This window comes from Corynebacterium sp. MSK218 (genome assembly GCF_030232655.1).
Lineage (GTDB): Bacteria > Actinomycetota > Actinomycetes > Mycobacteriales > Mycobacteriaceae > Corynebacterium.
The window spans coordinates 107,414-132,459 of record NZ_JASPGN010000001.1 but is presented as its reverse complement, the minus strand read 5'-3'; the positions used below and the strand labels follow the sequence as shown (position 1 = coordinate 132,459).

General features: G+C 61.1%; 22 protein-coding genes and 4 tRNA genes. 2 read left to right on the top strand and 24 right to left on the bottom strand.

Annotation, left to right across the window (positions count from 1 at the left end; all coding sequences use genetic code 11):
* Positions 1 to 91 precede the first annotated feature (91 nt).
* The 9 genes from rpoB to QP922_RS00595 all read right to left on the bottom strand — a co-directional run bounded on the left by rpoB (position 92) and on the right by QP922_RS00595 (position 10,658).
* On the bottom strand, positions 92 to 3,571 hold the full coding sequence (gene rpoB, locus QP922_RS00635; RefSeq protein WP_204099004.1) for a DNA-directed RNA polymerase subunit beta: 3,480 nt from the start codon (positions 3,569 to 3,571) through the stop codon (positions 92 to 94).
* 294 nt (positions 3,572 to 3,865) lie between these two features.
* Positions 3,866 to 4,822 carry a cell envelope lipid trafficking protein PgfA gene (gene pgfA, locus QP922_RS00630; RefSeq protein WP_284807342.1) on the bottom strand — a complete coding sequence of 319 codons (957 nt, stop codon included), beginning with the start codon at positions 4,820 to 4,822 and terminating at the stop codon, positions 3,866 to 3,868.
* Between the two features lie 121 nt (positions 4,823 to 4,943).
* Positions 4,944 to 5,288, bottom strand: coding sequence for a HigA family addiction module antitoxin (locus tag QP922_RS00625; protein ID WP_284807340.1), 345 nt, complete (start codon positions 5,286 to 5,288; stop codon positions 4,944 to 4,946).
* Between the two features lie 171 nt (positions 5,289 to 5,459).
* Positions 5,460 to 5,846 (bottom strand): 50S ribosomal protein L7/L12, encoded by a 387-nt coding sequence (gene rplL, locus QP922_RS00620; protein ID WP_039673587.1) that lies wholly within the window; start codon positions 5,844 to 5,846, stop codon positions 5,460 to 5,462.
* Between the two features lie 88 nt (positions 5,847 to 5,934).
* Entirely contained in the window at positions 5,935 to 6,456 is a 522-nt protein-coding gene (gene rplJ / locus QP922_RS00615) for a 50S ribosomal protein L10 (protein WP_039673585.1), read from the bottom strand.
* A gap of 327 nt (positions 6,457 to 6,783) precedes the next feature.
* On the bottom strand, positions 6,784 to 7,590 hold the full coding sequence (locus QP922_RS00610; protein ID WP_284807337.1) for an ABC transporter ATP-binding protein: 807 nt from the start codon (positions 7,588 to 7,590) through the stop codon (positions 6,784 to 6,786).
* 6 nt (positions 7,591 to 7,596) lie between these two features.
* Positions 7,597 to 8,649 carry a FecCD family ABC transporter permease gene (locus tag QP922_RS00605; RefSeq protein ID WP_284807336.1) on the bottom strand — a complete coding sequence of 351 codons (1,053 nt, stop codon included), beginning with the start codon at positions 8,647 to 8,649 and terminating at the stop codon, positions 7,597 to 7,599.
* Positions 8,646 to 9,713, bottom strand: coding sequence for a FecCD family ABC transporter permease (locus QP922_RS00600; protein WP_284807335.1), 1,068 nt, complete (start codon positions 9,711 to 9,713; stop codon positions 8,646 to 8,648). The genes QP922_RS00605 and QP922_RS00600 overlap by 4 nt, the downstream gene beginning before the upstream one ends.
* Positions 9,714 to 10,658 carry an ABC transporter substrate-binding protein gene (locus tag QP922_RS00595; protein ID WP_284807521.1) on the bottom strand — a complete coding sequence of 315 codons (945 nt, stop codon included), beginning with the start codon at positions 10,656 to 10,658 and terminating at the stop codon, positions 9,714 to 9,716. It lies immediately after the preceding gene.
* 124 nt (positions 10,659 to 10,782) lie between these two features.
* Between QP922_RS00595 and QP922_RS00590 the strand changes: the two genes are divergently transcribed.
* The gene (locus QP922_RS00590) at positions 10,783 to 11,577 is read left to right on the top strand and encodes a siderophore-interacting protein (RefSeq protein ID WP_284807334.1); all 795 of its coding nucleotides are present in this window, start codon (positions 10,783 to 10,785) and stop codon (positions 11,575 to 11,577) included.
* A 516-nt stretch (positions 11,578 to 12,093) separates the two neighbouring features.
* Here QP922_RS00590 and rplA read toward each other — a convergent pair.
* The 9 genes from rplA to QP922_RS00545 all read right to left on the bottom strand — a co-directional run bounded on the left by rplA (position 12,094) and on the right by QP922_RS00545 (position 16,697).
* Positions 12,094 to 12,798, bottom strand: coding sequence for a 50S ribosomal protein L1 (rplA, locus tag QP922_RS00585; RefSeq protein ID WP_070669542.1), 705 nt, complete (start codon positions 12,796 to 12,798; stop codon positions 12,094 to 12,096).
* 99 nt (positions 12,799 to 12,897) lie between these two features.
* Positions 12,898 to 13,341 carry a 50S ribosomal protein L11 gene (gene rplK / locus QP922_RS00580; protein ID WP_070520976.1) on the bottom strand — a complete coding sequence of 148 codons (444 nt, stop codon included), beginning with the start codon at positions 13,339 to 13,341 and terminating at the stop codon, positions 12,898 to 12,900.
* Between the two features lie 165 nt (positions 13,342 to 13,506).
* Positions 13,507 to 14,430, bottom strand: coding sequence for a transcription termination/antitermination protein NusG (gene nusG / locus QP922_RS00575; RefSeq protein ID WP_284807332.1), 924 nt, complete (start codon positions 14,428 to 14,430; stop codon positions 13,507 to 13,509).
* Between the two features lie 122 nt (positions 14,431 to 14,552).
* Positions 14,553 to 14,882, bottom strand: coding sequence for a preprotein translocase subunit SecE (secE, locus tag QP922_RS00570; RefSeq protein WP_070669544.1), 330 nt, complete (start codon positions 14,880 to 14,882; stop codon positions 14,553 to 14,555).
* Between the two features lie 24 nt (positions 14,883 to 14,906).
* Positions 14,907 to 14,982 (bottom strand) — tRNA-Trp (locus QP922_RS00565).
* A gap of 129 nt (positions 14,983 to 15,111) precedes the next feature.
* Positions 15,112 to 15,183 (bottom strand) — tRNA-Met (locus QP922_RS00560).
* 34 nt (positions 15,184 to 15,217) lie between these two features.
* Positions 15,218 to 15,293, bottom strand: a tRNA-Thr gene (locus tag QP922_RS00555).
* Positions 15,294 to 15,534: 241 nt separating this feature from the next.
* Positions 15,535 to 15,616, bottom strand: a tRNA-Tyr gene (locus tag QP922_RS00550).
* Positions 15,617 to 15,692: 76 nt separating this feature from the next.
* Positions 15,693 to 16,697: a polyprenyl synthetase family protein gene (locus QP922_RS00545; RefSeq protein WP_284807331.1), complete on the bottom strand. Its 1,005-nt coding sequence runs from the start codon at positions 16,695 to 16,697 to the stop codon at positions 15,693 to 15,695.
* A gap of 94 nt (positions 16,698 to 16,791) precedes the next feature.
* Between QP922_RS00545 and QP922_RS00540 the strand changes: the two genes are divergently transcribed.
* Positions 16,792 to 18,030: a geranylgeranyl reductase family protein gene (locus tag QP922_RS00540; RefSeq protein ID WP_284807330.1), complete on the top strand. Its 1,239-nt coding sequence runs from the start codon at positions 16,792 to 16,794 to the stop codon at positions 18,028 to 18,030.
* A 9-nt stretch (positions 18,031 to 18,039) separates the two neighbouring features.
* On the opposite strand, the gene QP922_RS00535 is transcribed toward QP922_RS00540, so the two are convergent.
* The 6 genes from QP922_RS00535 to QP922_RS00510 form a co-directional block, all read right to left on the bottom strand.
* Complete coding sequence (locus tag QP922_RS00535; protein ID WP_070669547.1) at positions 18,040 to 18,729, bottom strand: demethylmenaquinone methyltransferase; 690 nt, start codon at positions 18,727 to 18,729, stop codon at positions 18,040 to 18,042.
* A gap of 11 nt (positions 18,730 to 18,740) precedes the next feature.
* Positions 18,741 to 19,940, bottom strand: coding sequence for a glycosyltransferase family 4 protein (locus tag QP922_RS00530; protein ID WP_284807329.1), 1,200 nt, complete (start codon positions 19,938 to 19,940; stop codon positions 18,741 to 18,743).
* 8 nt (positions 19,941 to 19,948) lie between these two features.
* The gene (locus QP922_RS00525; RefSeq protein WP_246816994.1) at positions 19,949 to 20,332 is read right to left on the bottom strand and encodes a DUF3592 domain-containing protein; all 384 of its coding nucleotides are present in this window, start codon (positions 20,330 to 20,332) and stop codon (positions 19,949 to 19,951) included.
* Positions 20,333 to 20,393: 61 nt separating this feature from the next.
* Complete coding sequence (menD, locus tag QP922_RS00520) at positions 20,394 to 22,085, bottom strand: 2-succinyl-5-enolpyruvyl-6-hydroxy-3-cyclohexene-1-carboxylic-acid synthase (RefSeq protein WP_284807328.1); 1,692 nt, start codon at positions 22,083 to 22,085, stop codon at positions 20,394 to 20,396.
* Positions 22,078 to 22,671: a hypothetical protein gene (locus QP922_RS00515; RefSeq protein WP_284807327.1), complete on the bottom strand. Its 594-nt coding sequence runs from the start codon at positions 22,669 to 22,671 to the stop codon at positions 22,078 to 22,080. Before QP922_RS00515 ends, menD begins: the two co-directional genes overlap by 8 nt.
* 23 nt (positions 22,672 to 22,694) lie before the next feature.
* Complete coding sequence (locus QP922_RS00510; RefSeq protein WP_284807326.1) at positions 22,695 to 25,031, bottom strand: ATP-binding cassette domain-containing protein; 2,337 nt, start codon at positions 25,029 to 25,031, stop codon at positions 22,695 to 22,697.
* Positions 25,032 to 25,046 lie beyond the last annotated feature (15 nt).

Sequence of the window (25,046 nt, the reverse complement as noted above, 5' to 3'; positions counted from 1 at the left end):
GGGAAGTTGATGGCTTTTAAGAGTTAGTAATTTTCTATGCCCGCCCTCTATGTGGGGCGGACCAAGCAACTAGACAGCAACTAGGCAGCTATTAGGCGATATCAGCGTCGGAGCGCTCGTCGCGGGACAGGTTAATGCCCAGGGACGGTGCGCCATCCAACTCGTCATCATCAGAGCCGGACAGTTCCATCGGGGTGCCGTCGGTGGAAAGAACTTCCACGTTGAGGCAGAGGGACTGCAGCTCCTTGAGGAGGACCTTGAAGGACTCCGGGATACCCGGATCCGGGATGTTATCGCCCTTAACGATTGCTTCGTAGACCTTGACACGGCCGACGACGTCATCGGACTTGATGGTCAGGAGCTCCTGCAGGGTGTAGGCAGCGCCGTATGCCTGCATTGCCCACACCTCCATCTCACCGAAGCGCTGGCCACCGAACTGTGCCTTACCACCCAGCGGCTGCTGGGTAATCATGGAGTACGGACCGGTGGAACGAGCGTGAATCTTCTCGTCAACCAAGTGGTGCAGCTTGAGCATGTACATGTAGCCGACGGACACCGGGTACATGTACGGCTCGCCGGAGCGGCCGTCGAAGAGGCGGGCCTTACCGTGCTCATCCACCATGACGTCACCATCGCGGTTCGGCTTGGAGGAAGCCAGCAGGCGGGAGATCTCTTCGTTGGTAGCGCCGTCGAAGACCGGGGTGGCGGTGAGCGACTCCGGCGGGACGTCGTACAGCTCTTCCGGCAGCTTCTTCAGCAGGTCGGCGTTGGCCGGATCCTCGGTATCGATCTTCCAACCAGCGTGCGCCAGCCAGCCGAGGTGAACCTCGAGAACCTGACCGATGTTCATACGACGCGGCACACCGTGGGTGTTGAGGATGATGTCGACCGGGGTGCCATCCTCCATGAACGGCATATCCTCCGGCGGCAGAATCTTGCCCACAACACCCTTGTTGCCGTGGCGGCCAGCGAGCTTATCGCCGTCCTGGATCTTGCGCTTCTGAGCCACGTAGACGCGGATCATCTCGTTGACGCCCGGGGCCAGGTCGTCGTCATCCTCGCGGGAGAAGCGGGAAACGCCGATGACCTTACCGGTCTCACCATGCGGCACCTTCATGGAGGTATCGCGGACCTCGCGGGCCTTCTCGCCGAAGATGGCGCGCAGCAGGCGCTCCTCCGGGGTCAGCTCGGTCTCACCCTTCGGGGTGACCTTACCCACCAGGATATCGCCAGCACGAACGTCGGCACCAATGCGGACGATGCCGCGCTCGTCAAGGTCACGCAGAACGTCATCGGAGACGTTCGGGATCTCGCGGGTAATCTCCTCCGGGCCCAGCTTGGTATCGCGAGCATCAATCTCGTGCTCCTCGATGTGGATCGAGGTGAGGATATCTTCCTCCACGATGCGCTGGTTGAGGATGATGGCGTCCTCGTAGTTGTGGCCTTCCCACGGCATGAAGGCAACCAGCAGGTTGCGGCCGAGGGACATCTCACCGTTGTGGGTACCGGGGCCGTCGGCAAGCACCTGGCCCGCCTCCACACGGTCACCCAGGGACACCAGCGGGGTCTGGTTGTAGTTGGTGTTCTGGTTGGTGCGCTCGAACTTGCGCAGCATGTAGGTATCACGCTGGCCCTCGTCATCCATGATGGTGATGAGGTCCGCGGTGACGTTCTCCACCACGCCCGCCTTCGGGGTAATGATGAGGTCACCAGCATCGTACGCAGCGCGCTGCTCCATACCGGTACCCACGTAGGGGGCCTCGGAACGCACCAGCGGCACGGCCTGACGCTGCATGTTCGCGCCCATGAGAGCACGGTTAGCATCGTCGTGCTCCAGGAACGGAATCATGGCGGTAGCCACGGAGACCATCTGGCGCGGGGAGACGTCAACGTAGTCGACACCGGAAGCGTCGGTCACGCCGATATCGCCGTCCTTGAGGCGGACCTCAATACGGTCAGCAGTCAGGGTGCCGTCAGCATCCTTCTCCACCTCTGCCTGGGCGATGGCGTAGCGATCCTCTTCGTCAGCGGTGAGGTACTCCACCTGGTCGGTGACCTTGCCGTCCACAACCTTGCGGTACGGGGTCTCGATGAAGCCGAAGGCGTTCACACGAGCGTAGGACGCCAGCGAACCAATCAGACCAATGTTCGGACCCTCAGGGGTCTCAATCGGGCACATACGGCCGTAGTGCGACGCGTGGACGTCTCGCACCTCAATGCCGGCGCGCTCACGGGACAGACCGCCCGGGCCTAGTGCGGACAGACGGCGCTTGTGGGTCAGGCCGGACAGGGAGTTGTTCTGGTCCATGAACTGCGAGAGCTGGGAGGTACCGAAGAACTCTCGGATGGCAGCAGAAACCGGGCGGACGTTAATCAGGGAGGTCGGGGTAATCGACTCTGCATCCTGGGTGGTCATGCGCTCGCGGACGACGCGCTCCATGCGGGACAGGCCCACGCGGACCTGGTTCTGGATGAGCTCGCCCACGGTGCGCAGACGACGGTTACCAAAGTGGTCGATGTCGTCGGTGTGGATGGAGATCATCTCACCGTTCGGGGCCTTCATCTCACGCTCACCTGCGTGCAGGCGCACGAGGTACTCGAGGGTGACAGCAATATCTTCCTCGGTCAGGGTCATCAGACCGTCGTGGTCACCGCCCAAGCCGAGCTTGCGGTTGACCTTGTAGCGGCCCACCTTGGCCAGGTCGTAACGCTTGGCGCGGAAGAAGGAGTTATCCAGCAGGGCCTGCGCGAGGTCGCGCGTGGGCTGCTCGCCCGGGCGCTGCTTGCGGTAGATCTCCAGGAGAGCCTCATCAGTGTTGGCCACGCCATCGGACTCGAGGGTGGACATCATGAGCTCGGAGAAGCCGAAGCGCTCCTTAATCTGCTCCTCGGTCCATCCCAGGGCCTTGAGCAGAACCGTCACCGGTTGGCGGCGCTTGCGGTCGATACGAACGCCGACGGTGTCGCGCTTATCGACGTCAAACTCGAGCCACGCACCGCGGGAAGGAATAACCTTCACGGAGTGCAGCGGACGCTCGGTGGACTTATCGATAGTCTGATCGAAGTAGACACCCGGGGAACGCACGAGCTGCGAGACGATAACGCGCTCGGTGCCGTTGACGATGAAGGTGCCCTTATCGGTCATCATCGGGAAATCGCCGATGAAGACGGTCTGGGACTTAATCTCCTGGGTATCGTTATTAATAAACTCTGCGGTGACGTACAGTGGCGCCGAGTAGTTGATGTCCTTCTCTTTACACTCGTCCACGGTGTTCTTCACCGGTTCGAAGCGAGGCTCCGACAGGGACAGGGACATGTTGCCCGAGTAATCCTGGATCGGAGAAAGCTCCTCGAGGATGTCCTCAAGGCCGCTCGTCACGCGTGCGTTTTCGCCGCGCTCTGCCTGCTCGCGTTCGCGCCACTCGGGGGTACCGATGAGCCACGCGTAAGAATCGAGTTGTAGATCAAGGAGGCCCGGGACAGCGATGGGCTCGCTGATTTTAGCGAAGGAGTATCGCTTCGGGGCTCCAGGGATGTTGGCCACTGACTTGGTCTGGCGGGAGACTGCCAAGATGGGTCCTTCCAGTACCTCTGGCGGATTGCCTCCCCACCCTGGCCGGTGAGGTGCAAAACCGCTGGTAGATTTAGCATTCGGTCTGCTGTGGAGTGACTGGGTTTAGAATGCACAAAATCACCTTGTCAAGTCGGTTTTGCCATCACCGCTCGAAAGGCTAAATGTGCACTAAAGATCCAGATTCCAGCGCAACGAAATAGCCTATAGCATAATGGCAGCCTTGTAAAGGCGAAACGCGCCCGCGGCGTGTCGCTACGTAGATCCGCACGCGCGGGCCTCTAGCACGCGCGGCTAGCGGGAGTGGCGGTTGGTGGGACGTCGGAAAGCTCCCAGCGCCCCGAGCAACACCAGAACGGCACCGACTCCAATGCCGCCCCAGCGTACCCACTGCCCCACAGCACTGCGCGGGAAGCGCTCAGCCTGATGGAGCAGCTCCGCGCGGGATTCCTCACCAGTGGCACCGTGGAAGGCGAACTGCACCTCGCGCTCATTGCCCTCGCGGTCAGCCCAGTAGTCCTTGATATCGACGTCCATACCCACGACGAGTCCGGTGGCTTGGTCCACAAAGAGGTCCCGGGTTGCGGCGTGGAAGAGGTAGCCCTGCTCGGTGGAACCGTCTTCATTGCTCAGCGTCGTGGTCGTCGTGCCAGCATAGAGGGTAGCCACGTTGGTGGGCTCAATCTCCTGGTGGTAGCGGTAGACCGTGCGGCCATCGATGTCGAAGGATTCCTCGAAGACGGCGTCGGCCGCCTTGCGCAGGACCGGGTCGAAGACCGGGTAGGTGGTCTGCTCGGCATCGGCAGGCAACTTCAGCCAGTAGCCCTCAACGGGAACCTCCGCTGTGGGCGAGCCCATGGTGTGGGAGAGCGCTGCCGGGCCCGTGGCCTCACCGCTGAGGCGATCGACGGGATAGTTCCACACGCGGGCAAAGCTCAAGTCCTCTACGTTGCCCGTGCCGCCGCGGATGGCGGACTCCCCCACTCGCAGCGTTGCGGTGTCCTTGTCCGCCGGATCCTGGATGTCCAGGTTGAGCTGATAGGTCATCGGCCCCTCATACTGCGTAACGCCCTCAGCGGACAGCTCCTGCGCGGTGGCGTTCTCATCCTGCATCGTCCACGTGGTGTCCTTGATATCCAACGGCAAGCGCGGGCTAAAACTCAAGAAGCTCGACGCCGCCAGGCCAGCTGCGATCAGCGCAACGCCGAGGCCGAGCAGGAGGACGGAGAAGATGCGGGACTTGGGCAGCATGGTGGCTTATCCTACCGATTCGTTTGCTCAAAACACACTTGCCCCAGAAGGTGCGTTTCAGATTTGTGTAGCGCTGATAAGGACGACAACTGGCACAGGACTGAGCAGAAATCACCAGATTCTACGAGGAAGTGCCAGCTGCCTCTTTGTGATTCCACGGAACGATGGCGCTGACATCAGTGGTCTGGCGAGCTTTCCACAGATCGTATTCCTCTTGGAGACCGAGCCAGAACTCCGCGGAGTTCCCAAAGTAAGCTGACAAACGCAACGCCATATCAGCACTGATCCCGAGCGTACCGCGGGTAATTTTGGAAACTTGGGAACGGGTAGTGCCAATGTCACTGGCTAGGCGATACTGGGTAATACCGCAGGGTTTGAGGAATTCTAGGAGAAGGATTTCTCCGGGATGCGGAACGGGAACAACATCAACATGAGTATGCGCGTCAGTGGTAGTCGATAAAGTCAACGTCAACAGCTCCTTCGGGTGTCCACTTGAATATGATGCGCCACTGCGAGTGCATAATTCAAGGCCGTCGGCCCATCAAAACGGGAACAACCCCGCGCCGCCTTTACGCGGAACGGGGTTGTTAGCGCGCAGCGGGTGTGCTGCGCGGGAAAGCTGAGTAATTCAGGTGAATTACTTGAGCTCGACGGAAGCGCCAGCCTCTTCGAGCTTAGCCTTAGCAGCCTCAGCGTCGTCCTTGGAAGCGCCCTCGAGGATAGCCTTCGGAGCACCCTCAACCATTTCCTTGGCTTCCTTCAGGCCCAGGCCGGAGACGATCTCGCGGACAGCCTTAATAACGCCGATCTTCTTAGCGCCAGCGTCGGTCAGAACGACGTCGAACTCGGTCTTCTCTTCCTCAGCAGCACCGCCGGCAGCCGGGGCACCAGCAGCAACGGCAGCAACCGGAGCAGCGGCCTCAACGTCGAAGACCTCCTCGAATTCCTTAACGAACTCGGAGAGCTCGATGAGGGTCATTTCCTTGAAAGCTTCAATGAGCTCGTCCTTGGTGAGCTTAGCCATGATTGGCATCCTTTCTCAGTGTTCCTGGCCACCCTAGGCGGCCAGATAAAAGTGTGTGTGTTTAAGTTGTGCGCCTGTAATTGGCGTCTTAAGCTTCTGCAGCCTTCTTGTCCTGCAGGGCCGCAGCGGTGCGGACCATCTTGGTAGCAGGAGCGTTGAATACGGCAGCAGCCTTTGCCATAGAACCCTTCATGGCGCCAGCCAGCTTGGCGAGAGTGGTCTCGCGGTTGTCCAGCTCAGCGATGGCTGCAACCTGGTCGGCAGACAGGATGTTGCCGTCCATGTAGCCACCCTTGACGACGAATGCCTTGTTGTCATCAGCGAACTTCTTGATGACCTTAGCGGCATCCACTGCCTCGCCCTTGATGAACGCAATAGCGGTCGGGCCAGTCAGGTGCTCGTCAAGACCCTCGATGCCAGCTTCGTTGGCAGCGATCTTGAAGAGGGTGTTCTTGGCGACGGAGTACTCAACGTCAAAGCCGAGGTTGTTACGCAGCTCCTGGAGCTGACCCACGGTCAGGCCACGGTACTCGGTAAGCACGATGGAGTTAGCGCCATCGAGCTTCTCCTTCAGCTTTGCCAGGTCTGCAGTGTTCTTCGGGTTTGCCATTTTCTACTTCGCCTCCTTTCGAAACATCTCTTGTGTTTTCCGCCGGGGCCTTCCCTACTCCGCTTGCCCAATGGACAACCGAAATAACAAAAGCCCCGTGCAAGAGCACAGGGCGCGCGCGGAAATCCGCGCTCATTCGCAAAGTGTCTCCTGCGTGGGCCGTCCTCTAGGATGAGGAACCTTCGATCCGGTGTTCCGGATGACCGACGGTCTTCGGTGAACTTTGACGCGGCCTCAGCGGGCCGTTCAAACTTCGCTAGGTACTTTACAACCCGACCTGCTGAAACTCCAAATCGCTCCCCCTGAGGCCTTTTTACTCGGGTTACTTTATGAGGTTGTTTCTTCGCCGAGCACCCCACGCGGAACGATAACGGGGGCGTCGCTTCGCGGGTCCTCCCAGATATCAACATCGATGCCATAGGCAGCTGCCAGCACCTCTTTCGTCAAGGCCTGGCGGGGAGTGCCCCGCGCGATGACCTCGCCATTATTCATGACCACCATGGTGTCGGAGTACTGGCCGGCCAGCATTAGGTCATGTAATACGACGACGACCGTCTTGCCAGCATCGGCTTGTCTGCGCACAAGGTCCAGAACGCTAATGGCGTGGGCTGGATCGAGGAAGGTTGTGGGTTCGTCGAGAAGCAGCACTGGCGTGTCCTGCGCCAAAGCTAGCGCGAGCCACACCCGCTGGCGTTGGCCGCCCGAGAGCGCCGCGATGTCACGGTCGATGAAGTCAGTAATGCCGGTCTCCACGCAGGCCTGCGCGATGATGTCGCGGTCTTTCGTGGACAGTCCCCGGCCGCGGCCCAGGTGCGGATAGCGGCCACGTGCGACGAGCTCGCCTACCCGCAGCCCGTCCGGCGCCGTCGGCTGCTGCGGAAGAAGCGCCACGTGGGCAGCTGCTTCTTTCGGACTCATGGCGTGCACATCCAGCTCGCCAATGCGGACGCTTCCCTGCCGCGGGCGAAGAATCTTAGACAAGGTCTTGAGCAACGTGGACTTGCCGCAACCATTCGGCCCAATGAGCGTGGTGATTTCGCCTGGGCGGGCCACCACGTCAACGCCGGACAGGATGTCTTCCCCATCCTTGTAGCCGGCATGAATACCGGTGGCCGTAATTTCTCTGTCTTTCATAAGCTTTTATCCTCTCCGCCGGGCGGCGTTCCACACCGCAATGACCAGGGCGCACCCTCCGATAATGGAAGTAACGGCACCCACTGGAGCGTCCATCGGCAACGCTCCAGCAATGACAGCACACGTACTCAACAAGGCGGCGCCAGCAGCGCACGACACCACCGGCACAGGCGTGGGCGTCCGGGCCGCAATGCGACCAAGATGAGGAGCCAGAAGCGCAATGAAGCCAATGGGACCGGCCACGGATACAGTCACCGCGCAGATACCCGTAGCTGCAACCAGCAGGAGTGCGCGTGTTCGCCTGATGTTGACCCCGAGGGAAAGGGCCGAGAGATCATCGTGTGCAAGGAGCGGCAGCTCCCGAGCGCACCACAGGCCAAGCACCACGAAAGGTGTTAACCCCACGAGCAGTGGAACAATGACCTCCATCCGCACGAAGCCCGTGGTGCCCGCCAGCCACAGCTGCGATTGCGCCGCGCGGAGGAGCTCAGCTGCGCGCAACAAATACGCCACCAGTGCCTGAAACAACAGGGAGAGCGCGATGCCGACGATGACGATGCGGTTGCTCGTGCCGATTCCCCCAAGCACCACCAGCAGGATGGCCGCTAGCACGGCACCCAGTAGCGCGAGTCCCGCCCGCCACCAGAACGTGGAGAGCCCGTCGACAAGCAGCGGCCGGGAGAATACCGTTCCGAGGACCACCATGACCGAAGCGCCACCAGTCACACCAAGGATGTCAGGTGAGGCCAGCGGATTGCGCGACATTGACTGCGTCCACGAGCCCGCCAGTCCGAGCGCGGCACCCACGATGAGAGTTGCTAGTGCTACCGGCATACGCAGGTCCCAGACAACTCGGATTTCGCTTCGACTTCCCCCGCCGTTGAGAATCTCCAGAACCTGCCACGGACTCAAGTCCACGGGGCCTTGGCCGAGCAGGAGAACATAGGAGCTTGCTGCGACCAAAATAAAGAAGCAGGTCGCCGCCCATACCCATGTCCGGCGCTGCCGTTCTTGGGAACGCAGATGCTTGACGACGTCCCCCTTCACCCGCCCACTCATAGCGTGTGCTCCCCACGGTGTACGGCCCAGATGAGAAATGGTGCACCCACGAAGGCCAAGACGATGGACATTTCCAATTCTGAGGGGCCCGCGATGAGCCGGCCGAGGATATCCGCAGCAAGTACGGAACAGCCACCGAGTAATGCGGCTGGGGCAATCATTGCGGTTACTTCTGGCCCTGTGAACCGGCGCAGCAGATGGGGGATGGCAAATCCGACGAAGGCGATGGGTCCTGTCGCCGCAGTAGCGCATCCCGCTAGAACAACGATGCTCAAGGCAGCGCCACGCCGCGCCAGCGTGGGAGAACCACCTAGAGCAACCGAGGATTCCTCCCCCATTGCCAGAAGATCGAGCGGGCGCGCCACACGTGCGGCGATGATAAACCCGACGAGCAATCCGGCACCTGCGATGGCAACATCTTCTGGGCCGCGCCCAAACGTTGAGCCGATGGTCCACCGGCGCATGCTGTCGAGGACATCCGTGGAGTACAGGCCAATCAGCATGGCGCCAGAACTCAAGGCAGCAGCAACTCCTGCGCCCACTAGGACCAGAGTCAGGGGATCCTGAAACCGCCGGGATACACCCAGCACTAATGCTGTGGCCATGCCCGCGCCTACAAGGGCGAGCGCGGTCCGCATCCCGGTTGTGGTGGCGACACCTAGCGCCGTCCCGAGGGCAACCAGGAACGAGGCTCCCGCAGTGATACCAATAAAGCCCGGATCAGCCAAGGGGTTTCTTGTCCAGGACTGAGCGATAACGCCCGATACCGCGATTGCTGCTCCTGCGAAATAGGCCACGAAGGTGCGGGGGATACGCAAATCCCACACGATGTTCTCGATATCTGCTTCGCCTCCGCGGAGGAGGGCAGACACCAGATCCGGCAACGGAATAGCCCTCGAGCCAACCGCCAATGAGCACAGCAAAAGGAGGAAGGTCGACACAACCAGGGCCGTGGTGAGCAGTGCGCGGCTTCTCCCCCGCGAATCCAGTGCGTCTGCCTTGCCACGGCGTTGCGGGTACGCAACGCCGTGGATAGCGTCAGCCTTCCTCGGTAGTGCGAGCACTTAGAGCTGCTCTTCGAACTTGTTGACGGCCCACGGGATCGTCAGCGGGTTCGGCACGCTCATCGCATTGCCGGTGTCCGTGTCGAGGTAGCGGACGCGTCCATCCTTGACCACGTCCAGGCCTTGGAATGTGGAATCCTTCTTGAGTTCATCGACCGCACCGTTGTAATCCAAGACGAACAGATAGTCCACATTGTTGAGCTGGGAGTAGTTTTCCGGGGCATAGTCCACGAAGAAGCTGGAACCATCACCCTGCAGTTCCTTGGGGATCTCAAAGCCGAGGTCTTCGATGAACTGGCCACGGCCGTCTTCTGCCGTGTAGAGGCCCAGCTTCCCGTCATAGGGCATGAGGATGGCTGCGCGCTTGCCCTGCAGCTCCGGGTGGGAGTCCTTGAACTGCTCAAAGGCGCCCTCTGCTTGGTCAATGAGCTTCTCCCCCTCCTCTTCCTTATCCACGGCAGAGGCGATGGTCTTGACTTGCTCATCCCAGGGGATCTGCCAGTCCTCGAAACCTTCGGGCTTCACGGTCAGCGGAGCGATATCCTCGAGGGATTTCTTTGCCTCCTGGTCCACCGCCTGGTTCACGGCGATGATCTGTGTGGGGTCCGAGGCAGTGACCTGCTCTAGAACCTCGGCCGTGAAACCGGAGGCGGTGTTATAAATCACCTCGGGCTGGGCATCTCCCAAAAGCTCCTTCGCCCATGGGCCAACTCCGGAGGGATCACCATCCCCTTTCGCACCCCAGGGGGCCACAGCAACCGGAGTGATTCCGAGTGCCAGCACGGTATCGGCATCACCGAGCCCCAGGCTGGCAACGCGCACCTCCTCAGCACTGTCCGCACCCGCGCTGTCCTCGCCACTTCCGCGGGAGCACCCCGCTAAAGCAATCGCTACCGCTGAGACAATAGCGAGCACGGTTTTCGCGCGCCGGTGGATAGCAACCATGGAATAAACCTTTCCTTCAACGGGAACGAGCATGCAAGCATTCGCACCCCTAAATTATTTGAGGCTAGCCTAACCTGTACGTTATGATGGTTTCAAATTTGGCCTCTACCTAGGATCAATTCCCTTGACGCATCACCGCTTATTGCCCGTCACCCTCACCGGGAACACCCGCCTCAAGCCGCGGCTGCACCGTTTAACTTTTCACTCGCCGGCATTTAGTGACTACCCCTTAGCCGGGCCTGACGAGTATTTTGGGCTCCTCATGCCCCAAGACGAGCAGGATTTTTCGCCCTTCCCGGTCGACGATACCAATGTTCGTGCCGCCGTCACCCGATTGCCCGACGACATTCGCCCAGCATTGCGCTGGTACACAATTCGCAAGCTCAACCAAGAAGCGTGCACCATCGATGTCGACGTGGTGACCCATGGCGATAATGGCCCGGGCTCACGCTGGATCCTCAATGCCCAACCCGGGGATGCCGCCGGAATATATACCGGGCAAGCACTGTGGCAGGCCCCTAGGAAGTCACAACTGTTACTCGCGGATGCCTCTGCTCTACCGGCGCTGTGGCACATCCTCGAGCACTACGAAGCCTTCTCACCGGAAACCTTGGGTGCAGTCGACGTCGTTGCCATGATCACAGACGACGCTGAAGTTGAAGACGGCTTGGAGGAGACGTGGCGCGGCAAGGTCCGCTCACTCACCATGGTCCTGGCTCCACACGACGAACACTGCACACGCGCCAGACAACTTCTCGGCTCCCGCTTCACCCCCGATACCGCGCCAGATTCGGTATGGGTTTCCGGCGAAGGGGATCTCGCCAAAGCTGTGCGCTCATTAGCCGTGCATGACTGGGGCATTCCGCGCGAAGACGTCATCTGGTCCGTGTACTGGATGAAAGGGAGACCGCGACCCTAGAGCAGTCTTCGCCTCTAGAGCCTGCTGCCTGGGGCACAGGGACCAAAGCAATGGCACCTTATGCAAAGGGCCGCATGCATTCACCTGGACTTATCTCGATTCAGCGCTGCATATGGTGTCTTTAGTCTGGTCCCCCTTCCCCTCCTCCAGCCACGTGCCTCAGGTGCACTGGGGGCTAAAGCCAAAAGCCAGCTGGGGCTAAAGTCTCCGCACACAGTACAACGCGGGTCCCAGTGAAATCCGGAACCCGCGTTGTAAGGGGTCTTGTCTATCAGGCGGTTTCTCACGCCGCCCGCCCTGCAAGACTCAGGGTGTTCTCTCTATCTCTCATGCGCCTCTCTCAAACGCACAAGAATTAGTATGCAGCACTTTCCTTGAAAGGCCATCGTACTTAGCTGCCAATTACCTGTCAGAAAGATATCCGGCCGTGACCTGCATAAACAAAAGAGAGAAAGCGCGAAAACGGCCCCTGCTCATCCAAGAGCCGGGGCCTAAAATTCGTTTACACAGACAACACTAGTCGGTGTAGTTCTTCTCCACGGAAGCGTCGACCGGGATGCCCGGGCCGGAGGTGGTGGAGATGGTGACCTTCTTGGCGTAGACACCCTTAGCGGAGGACGGCTTCAGACGCAGGATCTCGTCGTACAGCGCGCCGTAGTTCTCGGCCAGCTTCTCAGCATCGAAAGAAGCCTTGCCGATGATGGCGTGCAGGTTGGAAGCCTTGTCAACGCGGAAGGAAATCTTACCGCCCTTGACGTCGGCAACAGCCTTGGTCACGTCAGCGGTCACGGTGCCGGTCTTCGGGTTCGGCATGAGACCACGCGGGCCCAAGACGCGGGCAACGCGGCCGACCTTGGCCATCTGGTCCGGGGTAGCGATAGCAACGTCGAAGTCGATGTTGCCCTCGTTGATAGCAGCGATCAGCTCTTCGGTGCCGACGATGTCAGCGCCAGCAGCCTTAGCGGCCTCAGCGTTGTCGCCCTCAGCGAAGACAGCTACGCGGACGTCCTTACCGGTGCCGTGCGGCAGGGAAACGGTACCGCGAACCAGCTGGTCAGCCTTACGCGGGTCAACGCCGAGGCGGAAGACAACGTCAACGGTGGCGTCGAAGTTCTTGGAGGAGGTCTCCTTGGCCAGCTTGGCGGCCTCGATCGGACGGTACAGGCGGGAGCGGTCTACCAGCTCAGCGGCAGCCTTGTATGCCTTGGACTTGGTGCTCATAAGTGCAATTCCTTTTCTTGGATTGATGTGGTGATAGCGGGCCGAAGCTGGCCCTGCCACGCGCGGCACTAGGCGTGCCGCGCATTAAAGATTCGATTATTACTTAGCCGGGATACCGTCAACGGTGATGCCCATGGAGCGAGCGGTACCAGCGATGATGCGGGCGCCGTTCTCGATGTCACGAGCGTTGAGGTCCTCGAACTTGGTCTGTGCAATCTCCTTGCACTGATCCCAGGTCACGGAGCCAACCTTGTCGGTGTGCGGAACGCCGGAGCCCTTCTTGATGCCAGCAGCCTTGAGCAGAAGCTTTGCAGCCGGCGGGGTCTTCAGCTTGAAGTCGAAGGAGCGGTCCTCGTACACGGTGATTTCCACCGGAACGACGTTGCCGCGCTGGGACTCGGTAGCAGCGTTGTAAGCCTTGCAGAACTCCATGATGTTGACGCCGTGGGCACCAAGTGCCGGACCAACCGGCGGAGCCGGGTTAGCAGCGCCTGCCTCGATCTGGAGCTTGATCAGGCCAGTAACCTTCTTCTTGGGAGCCATCGAATTACCTCTTTCCTGTGGTACCGAGGTGCCGCCACGATGAATAACAGCACCCCGTCCGGATGCTCACGCATTGTGGGCCACCGGAGGATGAACGTTTTAACATGCGCAAAGGCGCACGGCGTTCAAGTTTAAAACACCGTGCGCCCAGCTCAAAATCGCTTTTTAGGAGATGCGCTCGATCTCCGTCGGGGACAGCTCCACCGGGGTCTCGCGGCCGAAGATGGACACCAGACCCTGCATCTTGCCGGTCTCCGGATCAATCTCGGAAATGGTGGCAGAAACAGAGGCCAGCGGGCCGGACAGGATGGTGACAGCTTCGCCCACCTCGAAGTCGTGCGCATAAGCCTTGGCCATTTCCTTCTCCGGCATGGCAACGACCTGCTCACCGTCAGCGTCGGCAGCCGAGCTCTCTGGGGTAACAGTAGCGTCATTCGGCATGAGGAACTTGGCTACGTCGCGAATCTTGACCGGGGTAGCGTTGCCCTCATTGCCCACGAAGGAGGTCACACCCGGGGTGTCGCGGACGACGGACCAGGCAGCGTCGTTAAGCTCCATGCGCACAAGCACGTAGCCCGGCAGCAGCTTGCGCTTCACAACCTTCTTCTTGCCGTCCTTCTTCTCCAGGACCTGCTCGACCGGCACGACAACCTCGAAAATGGAATCCTCTACCTCAAGCGTCTGGGCGCGCATGTCAAGGTTGGTCTTCACCTTGTTCTCGTAACCGGAGTAGCACTGGATGATGTACCACTGGCCCGGCTGCTTCTTCAGCTCACGGGTAAAGGCACGCAGGCGAGTCTTGTACTCAGCCTCTGCTGCGGCGGCATCAGCACCAGGGGCTGCTGCGCTTTCCGACGCCTCCTCCTCATCAGCACCGCCACCCAGCGCTGCCTCAGCGGCCTTTGCAGCGGCTTCCTTCTCGGCAGCTTCCTGTTCTTCTGTGGAGAGTTCCTCCTGCTGTTCCTCGGCGGCAGCAGCGTCCGTGGTCTCCTCGGCAACTTCCGCTGCCTCAGCCGCCTCAGCGGCCTGGTCCTGGACGTTATCGATCATGGCCTGTTCCAGAGAAGTGCCGGTGGTTTCGTCGCTCATTGTTTGCTCCATCTGTGTATTACTCCGTCTAGTCACCACCAGGGTACTCGGGGTGGCTAGGGCAAAAAGTATCCCGCCGTTCCCCTGGTGGGATTCGGCGGGATGAAAGTATGTGGTTGATTCTACTTGGGCGCGAGGACCGCTTCAACTCCGAGGCCCGTCAGCGTGTCAACGCCCCAGACCAGTGCGGTCAGCACGACGAGGAAGGCAAAGGTCACGAGCACGTACTGGACCATCTCCTTGCCAGTAGGCCAGACGACCTTCTTCACCTCGGAGACAACCTCACTTGGGAAGGAGGCTACGGAACCACCGGCGGATTCTTCCTTTTTGTCCTCGACGCGCACGACGCGCTTGTCAGTGTAGGACTCAGTAGAGGTGGTCGCTGCGCCAGAGAGCTGACGCTTGCCGGTTGGGCGGGCTGCCCCGGTGCTCGGCTGCTTTTCATCGCTCACGGCGATTTCCTCCTTGAAGTGATGTGGCAGGGGCGACAGGACTCGAACCTGCAACCTACGGTTTTGGAGACCGTTGCGCTACCAATTGCGCCACGCCCCTTTGCGTGCCCTTTTTGGGACAACGCACAACCCTACCAGAACGGTGATCCCACATGGAAACCACCCGCCGCGTAAGGCTGGGAGTCGGTAGTAAAAAAGCGCCCTGAATGCGGGCGCTTTTCCTTCCCGGTAGCGATGGCGAGAATTGAACTCGCGACACAGCGATTATGAGTCGCTTGCTCTACCACTGAGCTACACCGCCATATTCACCCTCCAGAAATGTCTGGAAACATGAATGGAGCCCCCTGACAGAATCGAACTGTCGACCTTTTCCTTACCATGGAAACGCTCTGCCGACTGAGCTAAGGGGGCACAGCCTCTTTGAGTAACGGACTATCTCCGCTGTGCTCTCGTTGAAGCCTTGAAAAGATTAACCCGAAACGCTTAAACAACACAAATCGCCAGTACATCAAAGCTTTTTAGCCCCTTTGATGAGGCTTGTGGATACACCTATAACGCCACCCTTGCCCGCCCCAGCCCTGTGTCCGCGATTGCGTCCCCGCGCAACGCAAAATCCCGCAGTCACATTTCTGTGTCTGCGGGATTCATTCTGTGCCAGGTAGAAGATTCGAACTTCTGAAGGCAATGCCGGCGGATTTACAGTCCGCTCCCTTTGGCCGCTCGGGCAACCTGGCATGCACTCGTGAGTGCGGTTATGTACTTTACTACGAAGTCCCGCCCAACATGCAAATCAGCTGGCAGGAGCCTTAACTAGCCCACGCGCTGGACCGTGTAATCCGCGAGCTGACGCAGCGCTTCGCTCGCCGTGCATTCAGGCAAGAGCGAGAGCTGATCCTCCACTACGCGCAGGTAGGCGTTGACATCCGCCATGGCCTTGTCACGGCCGGTGGACTTCCACAACAATTCGATGGCGCGGTCCACGGAGGCATCATCAGTCAGCGGGCCCGTGAGCAAGCCACGCAGCTCGTCACCAACCTCGCCTTCTTCCTCCAAGGCATAGAGCACCGGGAGCGTGAAGACGCCCTCGCGCAAATCGGTGCCTGGCGTCTTTCCGGACTCCTCAGGGTCAGAGAAGATATCAATGATGTCGTCCACAATCTGGAAAATCATGCCCACGGCGGAGCCAATCTGACGCAGGGCCTCGCATTGCTCGGGGCCTGCACCTGAGTGATAAGCACCCAGGTAGCCGGCGGAGGCAATAAGCACGGCCGTCTTTTCCCGAATAACCGCAGTGTAGTGCTCCACCGCGTTGGCCTCACCGGCGCCGATTGTCTCACGCATCTGACCGGTAACGAGCTCTTCAAAGGTCTCGGCAAAGTGCTCGACGGTATGCGTATCCAGCTGGCTCATCAGCCGCGAAGCATGCGCAAGAAGGGCGTCACCGGCCAGAATCGCCACGGAATTCGTCCAACGGAAGTTAGCGGATTCCACACCGCGGCGACGGTCAGCTTCATCCATGACGTCGTCGTGATACAACGTGGCCACGTGCACCATTTCCACAGCCGTGGCTGCCTTGATCACCTCAGGAGACTCCGGGCGGTCACCGAATTCGGAGGCCAGCAGCGCCATCATTGGACGGAAACGCTTACCACCAGCCATCGAGAGGTGACGTACCTTCTCCTTGAGAAAGTCCTGCCCGCGGTCGAGTTCCGCGCTGAGCAGATCTTCAACGGCAGTCATCCCGGCGTTGATACGCTCGGTGAGCTGCGCATCCCCCAAGTTCACGTGCTTGGCGTGAGTTTGGCCGTGTGACATTAAACGCGTTCCTTATTAACTCAAAAATCCTAGTGTTTACTTACCGTAGCCCATAGCACGGCCCTCAACACACTCAAGGCCACTATCCCGTGTAATGATAGTCCCCATGTCGGAGCAGATCGATTCCATCCATGCAGACGTCGCTGTTGTCGGTGCCGGCCCCGCTGGCGCCGCGGCCGCTATCCATGCCGCGCGAGCCGGTCACGACACTGTGCTTATCGACGCCTCCCCCTTCCCCCGCGATAAAACCTGCGGCGATGGCCTCACCCCACGAGCCATGCATCAGCTGGATCTTCTCGGCATCGAGGTTAATGCCTCCTACCGCAACCGTGGGCTGAAGCTGCATGGCTTTGGCGGTTCGGTCACCGCGCCGTGGCCGGCGACGTATCCCTCGCAGGAAGGAACGGCCCTGCCGCGCTATGAGTTTGACGCGCTCTTGGTCACCGCCGCCCAGGACGCCGGCGCGCGCCTTGTCACCGGTACCGCTACCGACCCACAACTTACAGGCAACCGCCTCACCTCTTTCGCCGTGGACCAGCAGCGCGTACGTGCTAAATGGGTCATCGTTGCCGACGGCGTACGTTCCACCTTTGGCAAGCAGCTGGGCCGACAATGGCACCGTGATGAGGTCTACGGCATCGCCGCGCGCGCCTATGCCGATTCCCCGCACGATGACGAGAAGTGGATGCATTCCCACGTTGAGCTCAAGGACTCGGACGGCATAGTCCAGCCCGGCTACGGCTGGATCTTTCCGCTTGGCCAGGGTGTCAACATTGGCCTCGGCGCGCTCTCCACAGCTTCCCGGCCGGCTCGCCTCAACACGAAGAAAGCCCTAGACTTCTACGCCGATCAACAGCGAGCGGACTGGGGCTTGAGCGAGCTACGCAACGTTACCTCAGCGATGTTGCCCATGGGCGGCGCAGTCTCTGGCGTGGCCGGCGCTAACTGGATGCTCATCGGTGACGCCGCTGCCTGCGTCAACCCGCTCAACGGCGAAGGGATTGACTATGGCTTGGAAACGGCCGCTCTCGCCGTCGAGATGCTCGGAACGAAGGACCTCACCTTGGCCTGGCCAGATCGCCTTCGCGCCGAGTATGGGGAAGCTTTCCTTCTTGCCCGCACGGCAGCGCGTCTGCTCACCTACCCGCAGTTCCTGCCGCTTGCCGGGCCTATCGCCATGCGCGGTCCCGTCGGCCGCATGCTTATGCCCGCCGCCGCGCGCCTTATGGGCAACCTCATCACGGAAGAAGACAAGGACCTCATTGCCCGCGCTTGGCGGCTCGCTGGTGGCGCGGTATCCGCGCTGCGTCGCGATACCCCTCTGTGGGCCTAAGGGAGCCCCTTAAGCAGGTTTAACCGCTGAGTGCAGCGCCACGATGCCGCACGTCAGGTTGCGCCAGCCTGCCTGCTCCCACCCATTGCGGTTAATGGCTGCGGCCAGCTCGTGCTGCTCCGGCCATGCGCGAATGGACTCTGCGAGGTAAACGTAGGCCTCCGGATTGGAGGAGACTACCTTCGCAATCGGCGGCAGCAGTCGGGTTAGGTACTCCTTGTAGACCGTTCCGAAGACCGGGATGACGGGTTTGGAAAACTCCGCCACCGCCAAGCGTCCACCTGGTTTGGTCACGCGCGCCATTTCGCGCAAGCCGAGCTCGAAATCGTGGATATTGCGCAGGCCGTAGGAGATGGTCACCGCATCAAAGGTGTTATCGGCAAACGGCAGACGCATGCCATCGCCGGCCACCTTAGGCACGTCACGGTCCTTTCCGGCCGCGAGCATTCCGCGCGAGAAGTCACAGGCCACGCACCACGCGCCAGACTTAGCTAGCTCCACAGTGGACACTGCGGTACCGGCGGCGAGGTCAAGAACCTTCTCCCCCGGCTTAAGGTTGAGCCGCTCGCGGGTCAGACGGCGCCAGCGCGCGTCCTGGCCAAAAGACAGCACCGTGTTGGTGATGTCATACTTCTTACCCACCGCGTCAAACATGCGCGCAACATCGAAGGGCTTTTTCTCCAGATCTGCCTTAGACACAAAAGCCAAGTCTAGGCTACGCGTGCACCAAGAGCGCGAGCGGCCCAACGCGGCAGCTCTGGGCGCTGACCCAGGATGGTCAGGGGCACCTCGCGGACATCCTCCAAGACCTCTTCGTAGTAGCCCAGCAGCTGCTCGCACAGCGCAGGCCATGTCTTCGTGGAGATGGACTCGCGAGCATTGGCACACAGCTCCTCGTGGATCTCCGGGTTAAGCAGCGCATCGACGGCGTTGGGGAGGTCTTCGACGAACGTTGAAACGTCGAGAAGCAGCCCGTTATAGCCCTCCTCAATGAGGTCCACCGGGCCGCCCGCACGCGGACCGATGGTCGGCACACCGGAAGCCTGCGCCTCCTGGATAGCCTGGCAGAAGGTCTCAAACTCGCCGGCGTGGACGAAGACGTCGAGGGAGGCATAAGCCGCAGCGAGTTCCTCGCCGCCGAGTGCCCCAGTAAAGACTGCACTGGGCAGCTGGGCTTCCAGCAACGGGCGCTCAGGGCCATCGCCAACGATGACGAGCTGGATATCCTCGCGATCATTGAGCGCCGACAAACGGTGCACGCCTTTTTCCGCGGCCAAACGGCCAACGAAACCAACGATCTTCTTGCGGCCAGTGGGCTCCCACTCGCGGCGCAGCGCGTCCGAACGCTTCGACGGATGGAAACGCTCCGAATCCACGCCGCGGCCCCAATGGCGAACGTTCTTGATGTGGTGCTTCTCCAAGTCAGCAATGGTGAGGGACGACGGCGCGAGGGTCATCTGGCAGGCGTTGTGAATGGTGCGCAGCCACTCCCACACGCCATAAGCCAAGGCGGAAGCGTGGTACTTGGTGGCAAATCCTGCCACGTCAGTCTGATACAAAGCCACGGCCGGTATGCGCAACTGGCGCGCGGAGAAGGCTCCCGCCGCACCGAGAACGAACGGGCTAGCCAGGTGGATAATGTCCGGCTTAAAGGCTCGGAGTGCCTCATCCACCGCGCTCGTGGGCACACCCACTGGAAGGGAATCCACCAGCGGCACCCGCACGGTGGGGACGCGAACGATGCTGAACCCTAAGTAGTCAGGAATTTCCTCCTGCCCGTCCCGGGCACCGGGGGCCACAACAATGGCCTCATGGCCGTGCTCGTGGAGGTATTCGAGCACGCGCAGCACGGAGTTGGTCACTCCGTTGACGTTAGGCAAGAAGGATTCCGCGACGATAGCTACACGCATGTGCCCTATCATTCCTTGTCCGAGTTCTCCGTTGGTAACGGATGCGCTAAATTCCGGTTAATTTTTCCACTCCCCCACCACAACACACCCGCGATCAGCGTGGCCACGAGTGCCGACGACAACCCCGGGATGATGGAGAGCGTCCACTCACGCCCCTCCACTTTCACCAGGTCAGGGTTGTTCTTAGCGTAGAGTACCCACACCTGTTGGCCCTCTCCCAGGCCAGTGGGATAGAGCAGACCGGTCGGCGGGGAGTGATAGATGCCCTCGCCGTCTTGGAAGTCCACGAAGGTGCGTAAACGGCCCACATCGGTAACCGTAGCCAGCGCACGGCCGGGGTTGGCGTTAATGGCGCGGTCATTGAGAAAAGGCCCAATGACCATTCCCGCCATGCCCACCAGCGCCGCCGCATAGAGCACCAGGATGATCTGGCGCACCCGCCGCCTGGTCACCTTACTGGCCTACCTTGGCCGCCAGCGCCTCCTGCAGTGCGCGCCGCGAGGACCGCGTGGTGTGGGCCTCCACCACAGTGATGCCGGTGGAGTATTCCTTGAGCTCCGCGAGGACGTCGAGAAGCTCCTGCGCCGAGCTCGCCTCGCGGTAGTCAGCGCCGCATGCTTCCGCCAGCTTGGCCACGCCCACCCCATGTGGCGTCCCAAACGCCTTCTCGAAGGACGCACGCAGCGGCTCGCGGCCCTGCTCGAGCAGCTCAAAGATTCCGCCGCCGTCGTCGTTTGAGACGACGATGGTGAGGTTCTCCGGGCGGGGGTTGTCTTCGGGGAGGATGAGCGAGGTGGCGTCATGCAGGAACGTCACGTCCCCCATGAGCGCTACGGTGCGGGGCGCGCGCGGTGCGTCCGCCTCGCGGGACTGTGTGGCCAGCGCGATTCCGATGGCTTGGGCAATGGTGCCGTCAATGCCGGCAGCACCTCGCGGCGAGTAGGTCTCCACGCCGTCGAAGGGCAGGCCGATGAGGGAGGCATCCCGCACCGGATTCGATGCACCGAGTACCAGCACGTCTCCCACGGACAAGGTGTCCCCCACCGCGGCGGCCACGTGCAGACCAGTAAAGCCGATGTCGGAGTCTTTAGCCTCTTCGCCGGCGGACTCCGCAAGCACCTCACGCACGCCGTCTGCGGCCATCTGGGCTGCGCCTTCGCAGATCTTCATCCACTCGCGGGTGGGCTCGCCGCTGGTCTTCACCGTGGTGCCCAGTTGCGCGGACTCACCGCGAGGGTTGGTGAAGTCCTCGGTGCGTGACAGGCAGATGAGATCGATATCGGGGTCACTCAACAGCGCCAAGACCCCGCGGTGCAGGGTGGGGTGGCCGACAACAATGACCTGCTCCACCTTGGTGTTGACCACGTAGTCATTGGCGGACACCTGCGCGCGGCGGAAGAGGTGCGCTGCGCCTGGGTGAACCGGGTGATAAGGAGCCGGTGCGGTGGGCTCGGCAATGGTCGGCACGTCCTCGAGGCCTTCGACCTCCCAGGCTTCGTCGCCCGCGACGACGAGCGTGTTGCGGCTCAGGTCCACGGCGACCTCACCGTGGTTGGACCAACGAGGAGTCCGCGCGCGGTGCTGCGTGATATCACTCGGCGGGCCCGGCAGCTCTTCCCCCACCAGCGGGACATCAAAGGCCACGTTGATGTGCACCTGACGGTCAGCAAGGAAACGCTCGGCGATGAGCGGCACGTCGCTGGTCTTCTCCACTTGCGTGGTGGAGGCATAGACACCAAAAATGCCCTGCTGCTCGATGGTCTGGGAGGCGCCGGTTCCCACCATGCGGGCAGGTCGGTCCGCACTGATGACCGCCAGCGGGGTGTGCGAGTAGTGCGCTTCCACCATCGCGGGCAGCGTATTGGCCACCGCAGTTCCGGACGTCATGACAACGCCGACATGGCGACGCTGCACGCGCGCCAAACCTAGGGCGGCAAAAGCCGCCGAGCGCTCATCCAGGCGGGTATGCACGCGAATATCGGAACGCGCGAGCAACGCCAGCGCCAGCGGCGCATTGCGCGAACCGGGGCACAGCACGACATCGGTTAGGTGCCGCGAGAGCTGCGCTGCCAGTGTTTGGGCCAGCTCCATCGACTCTGGCTGCTCAGTTGAGGCAGAGCTATCTGCGGCAGCGGTGTTAGACATTTTCCCCGCCACCGTTCGCTTCAAGGTCACCAAGGAGATCGTTGAGCAAGCTCTCGATGTCGGACCCGCTCTCATCCAACTGGTCCTGCAGCTCTGACGGGAGTTCGGTCGGCAGATCCGCCGGCGGCTCCGGTGAATCTTCCTCACGCGGTGCGCCCTTTGTGGTCGTCACCGTGGTGGGAACCTCCGTGGTCACCGTCTGAGTCTCGGTGACCGGCTCCGGGGCAGGCTTGTTGGCGTCTGCCGCAGCACCGCGCCAAAGGAAGAAGAGAATGCCGGCAATCACCACTGCGATGGCTGCAATAGCTGCAAAGACGTACGCGAGTGCACCTCCGCCCTGCTTTTGCTCTTCTACCTGGTAGCTCGAGGGCACCGGGTCATACTGCGACTGCTGGTAGTTCTGCTCGTATCCGGACGGGTTCTGGGAACCCGGTTCCGGGAAGTACTGCTGCGGGCGCTGCGGCGGTTGCTGGTAGGGCTGCTGGTTGCCGTGGCCCTGCTGGGGTGCGCCAAATTGGCGGGTTTCGTTGTCACCGTTGACGCGGCCGAATTGGCGCGTCTCGTTCTCGCCGTTGTTGTTGGTCATGGGGTTTACCTTATCGTGCGTCCTTAACGTGTGCCTACGCCGCTCAACACTCGGCCAGTGGGTGTTTCGCCCTTGGCGACGTCACCCGGCGCGCCGTCTGCCACGATCTTTCCGCCTTCAGCACCCGAACCAGGGCCCAGCTCAATGACGCGGTCCGCGCCGGCGATGAGGTGGAGATCATGGTCCACGGTGACGACGCTGTGAGACACATCCACCAGCGAATGCAGTTCCTTAATGAGCAGGTCAATATCGGCCGGGTGCAGGCCCGTCGTGGGCTCATCTAGCAAGTAGACAGTGTGTCCGCGGCGTGAGTTGCGCGAGCGCTGCAACTCGGTGGCCAGCTTGATGCGCTGGGCTTCGCCACCGGAAAGCTCCGGGGCACCTTGGCCCAAGCGCAGATAGCCCAAGCCCACAGCATCAAGGGTCTGGACGGCGTGGAGGATCGGTTCCTCCTCGGCGAAGACCTCGAGGGCCTCTTCCACAGTGAGGTCCAAGATGTCCGCGATGGTGTAGCCCTTCCAGCGGATGGACAAGGTGTCCTCGTTATAGCGCTTGCCCTGGCAGTCTGGGCACTGCGTGTAGGAGCCGGGGAGGAAGACGAGCTCGACCTCAATCTGGCCGGCACCGCCACAGGTGGGGCACTGCCCTTGCTTCACGTTGTAGGAAAAGCGCGAGACCGTCCACTTCTTTTTCTTCGCCTCCGGTGTCGCTGCGAAGAGCTTGCGCACGTTGTCGAAGAGGTTGGTGTAGGTCGCCACCGTGGAGCGCGGTGTGCGGCCGATGGGTTTTTGGGTAATGGACACCACTCGCTTAACGTCCTGCGGGCTGTCTTCGCCCGTGAGTTTTTCATCCAGAACGTGGAGCAGCGTGGACTTACCAGAACCGGAAAGCCCGGTCAGGACGGTGAACTGGCCTAAGCCAAAGCTCACATCGAGGCCGTCGATGTTATTCGATCGAACGTCGCGCAGTTCTACCTCACCATGGGCCTGGCGTGGTTCCGCCTTGGGCTTGGGATGCGGACGCGCCAGTGCACGGGCGGTGGGGGTATCGGCGTCATAGTCCGCAACGGTCCCTGAGTACACCACCTGGCCGCCACGCTCGCCAGCCAGCGGTCCAACGTCAACCAGCCAGTCCGCTTCCTTGACCAGGTTCATGTCGTGTTCCACTAGGAGGACGGAGTTGCCCTCATTGATGAAGCGGCGGCAGATATCCCGCACAGCATCGCGCTCCGCCGGGTGGAGACCCGCAGAAGGCTCATCCAAGACGTAGGTCACTCCAAAAAGGCCCGAGCGCAACTGCGCGGCCAGGCGCAGGCGCTGTACCTCGCCGGCGGAGAGAGTCTCCGTAGGGCGGTCCAGGCTCAGGTGCCCCAGCCCCAAATCCAGCGCGGATTCCAGGGCCGGGCGAATCGTTTTGAGCAGCAAGTCTTCTGCGTCATTCGGCTGCGGGGACCGCGACTGAAGAAGTTCGAGGGTCTCAGCGAGGGGAAGGTTATTAAAAGCATCGATAGGCAGCCCGGCGTAGGTCACCTTGAGGGCTCGCGGGTTGAGGCGGCGGCCTTCACACGTGGCGCATTCGTGGGATTCCATAAAACTCAACGTGCGCGCACGCAGTGTATCCGACTTCGTCTCCGCGTAGGTCTTGCGTAGATAGGACGCCACGGAGCGCCACGTACCTTCGTAATTGCGCTGAATCTGGTCTGCACCGCGGTGCGGTTTGACGGTGACAACCGGGCGCTCTTCGGTGAAGAGAATCCAGTCGCGGTCCTTCTGTGGCAGGTCTTCCCACGGCGAATCTAGGTCGTAGCCCAGCTCCTCCAAAATGTCGTGGAAGTTCTTGCCTGCCCAGGCACCGGGCCACGCCTTGATGGCGCCTTCTTCGATGCTCAAAGAGGGGTCCGGAACCATGGAGGCTTCCGTCGGCTCGTGGACTACTCCGGTGCCTTGACACTCTGGGCACATGCCTTCCGGGGTATTAGGTGAGAAGGAATCCGAGTACAGCCCTTCGGGGTTATCACCGCACCGCGAGTACAAGAGGCGCACGGAGTTAGAGATGGCAGAAATGGTGCCCACTGTGGAACGTGCACCGCCTGCCGACGCCGATTGCTGCAGCGCCACCGTCGGCGGCAGGCCATCGATACCGCCGACCTGCGGATCCACCGCAGAGGCAATGAGGCGGCGGGCAAAGGGCGCCACAGACTCGAGGTAGCGGCGCTGGCCCTCACCGTGGATAGTGCCGAATGCCAAAGAGGACTTGCCGGAGCCAGACACGCCCGTTACCGCCACGAGCTTGCCGCGGGGAATGTCGACGTCGACATTGCGAAGGTTGTGTAGGTGCGCGTCTCTCACTGAAATGGTCATGCCAGCCAGCCTACG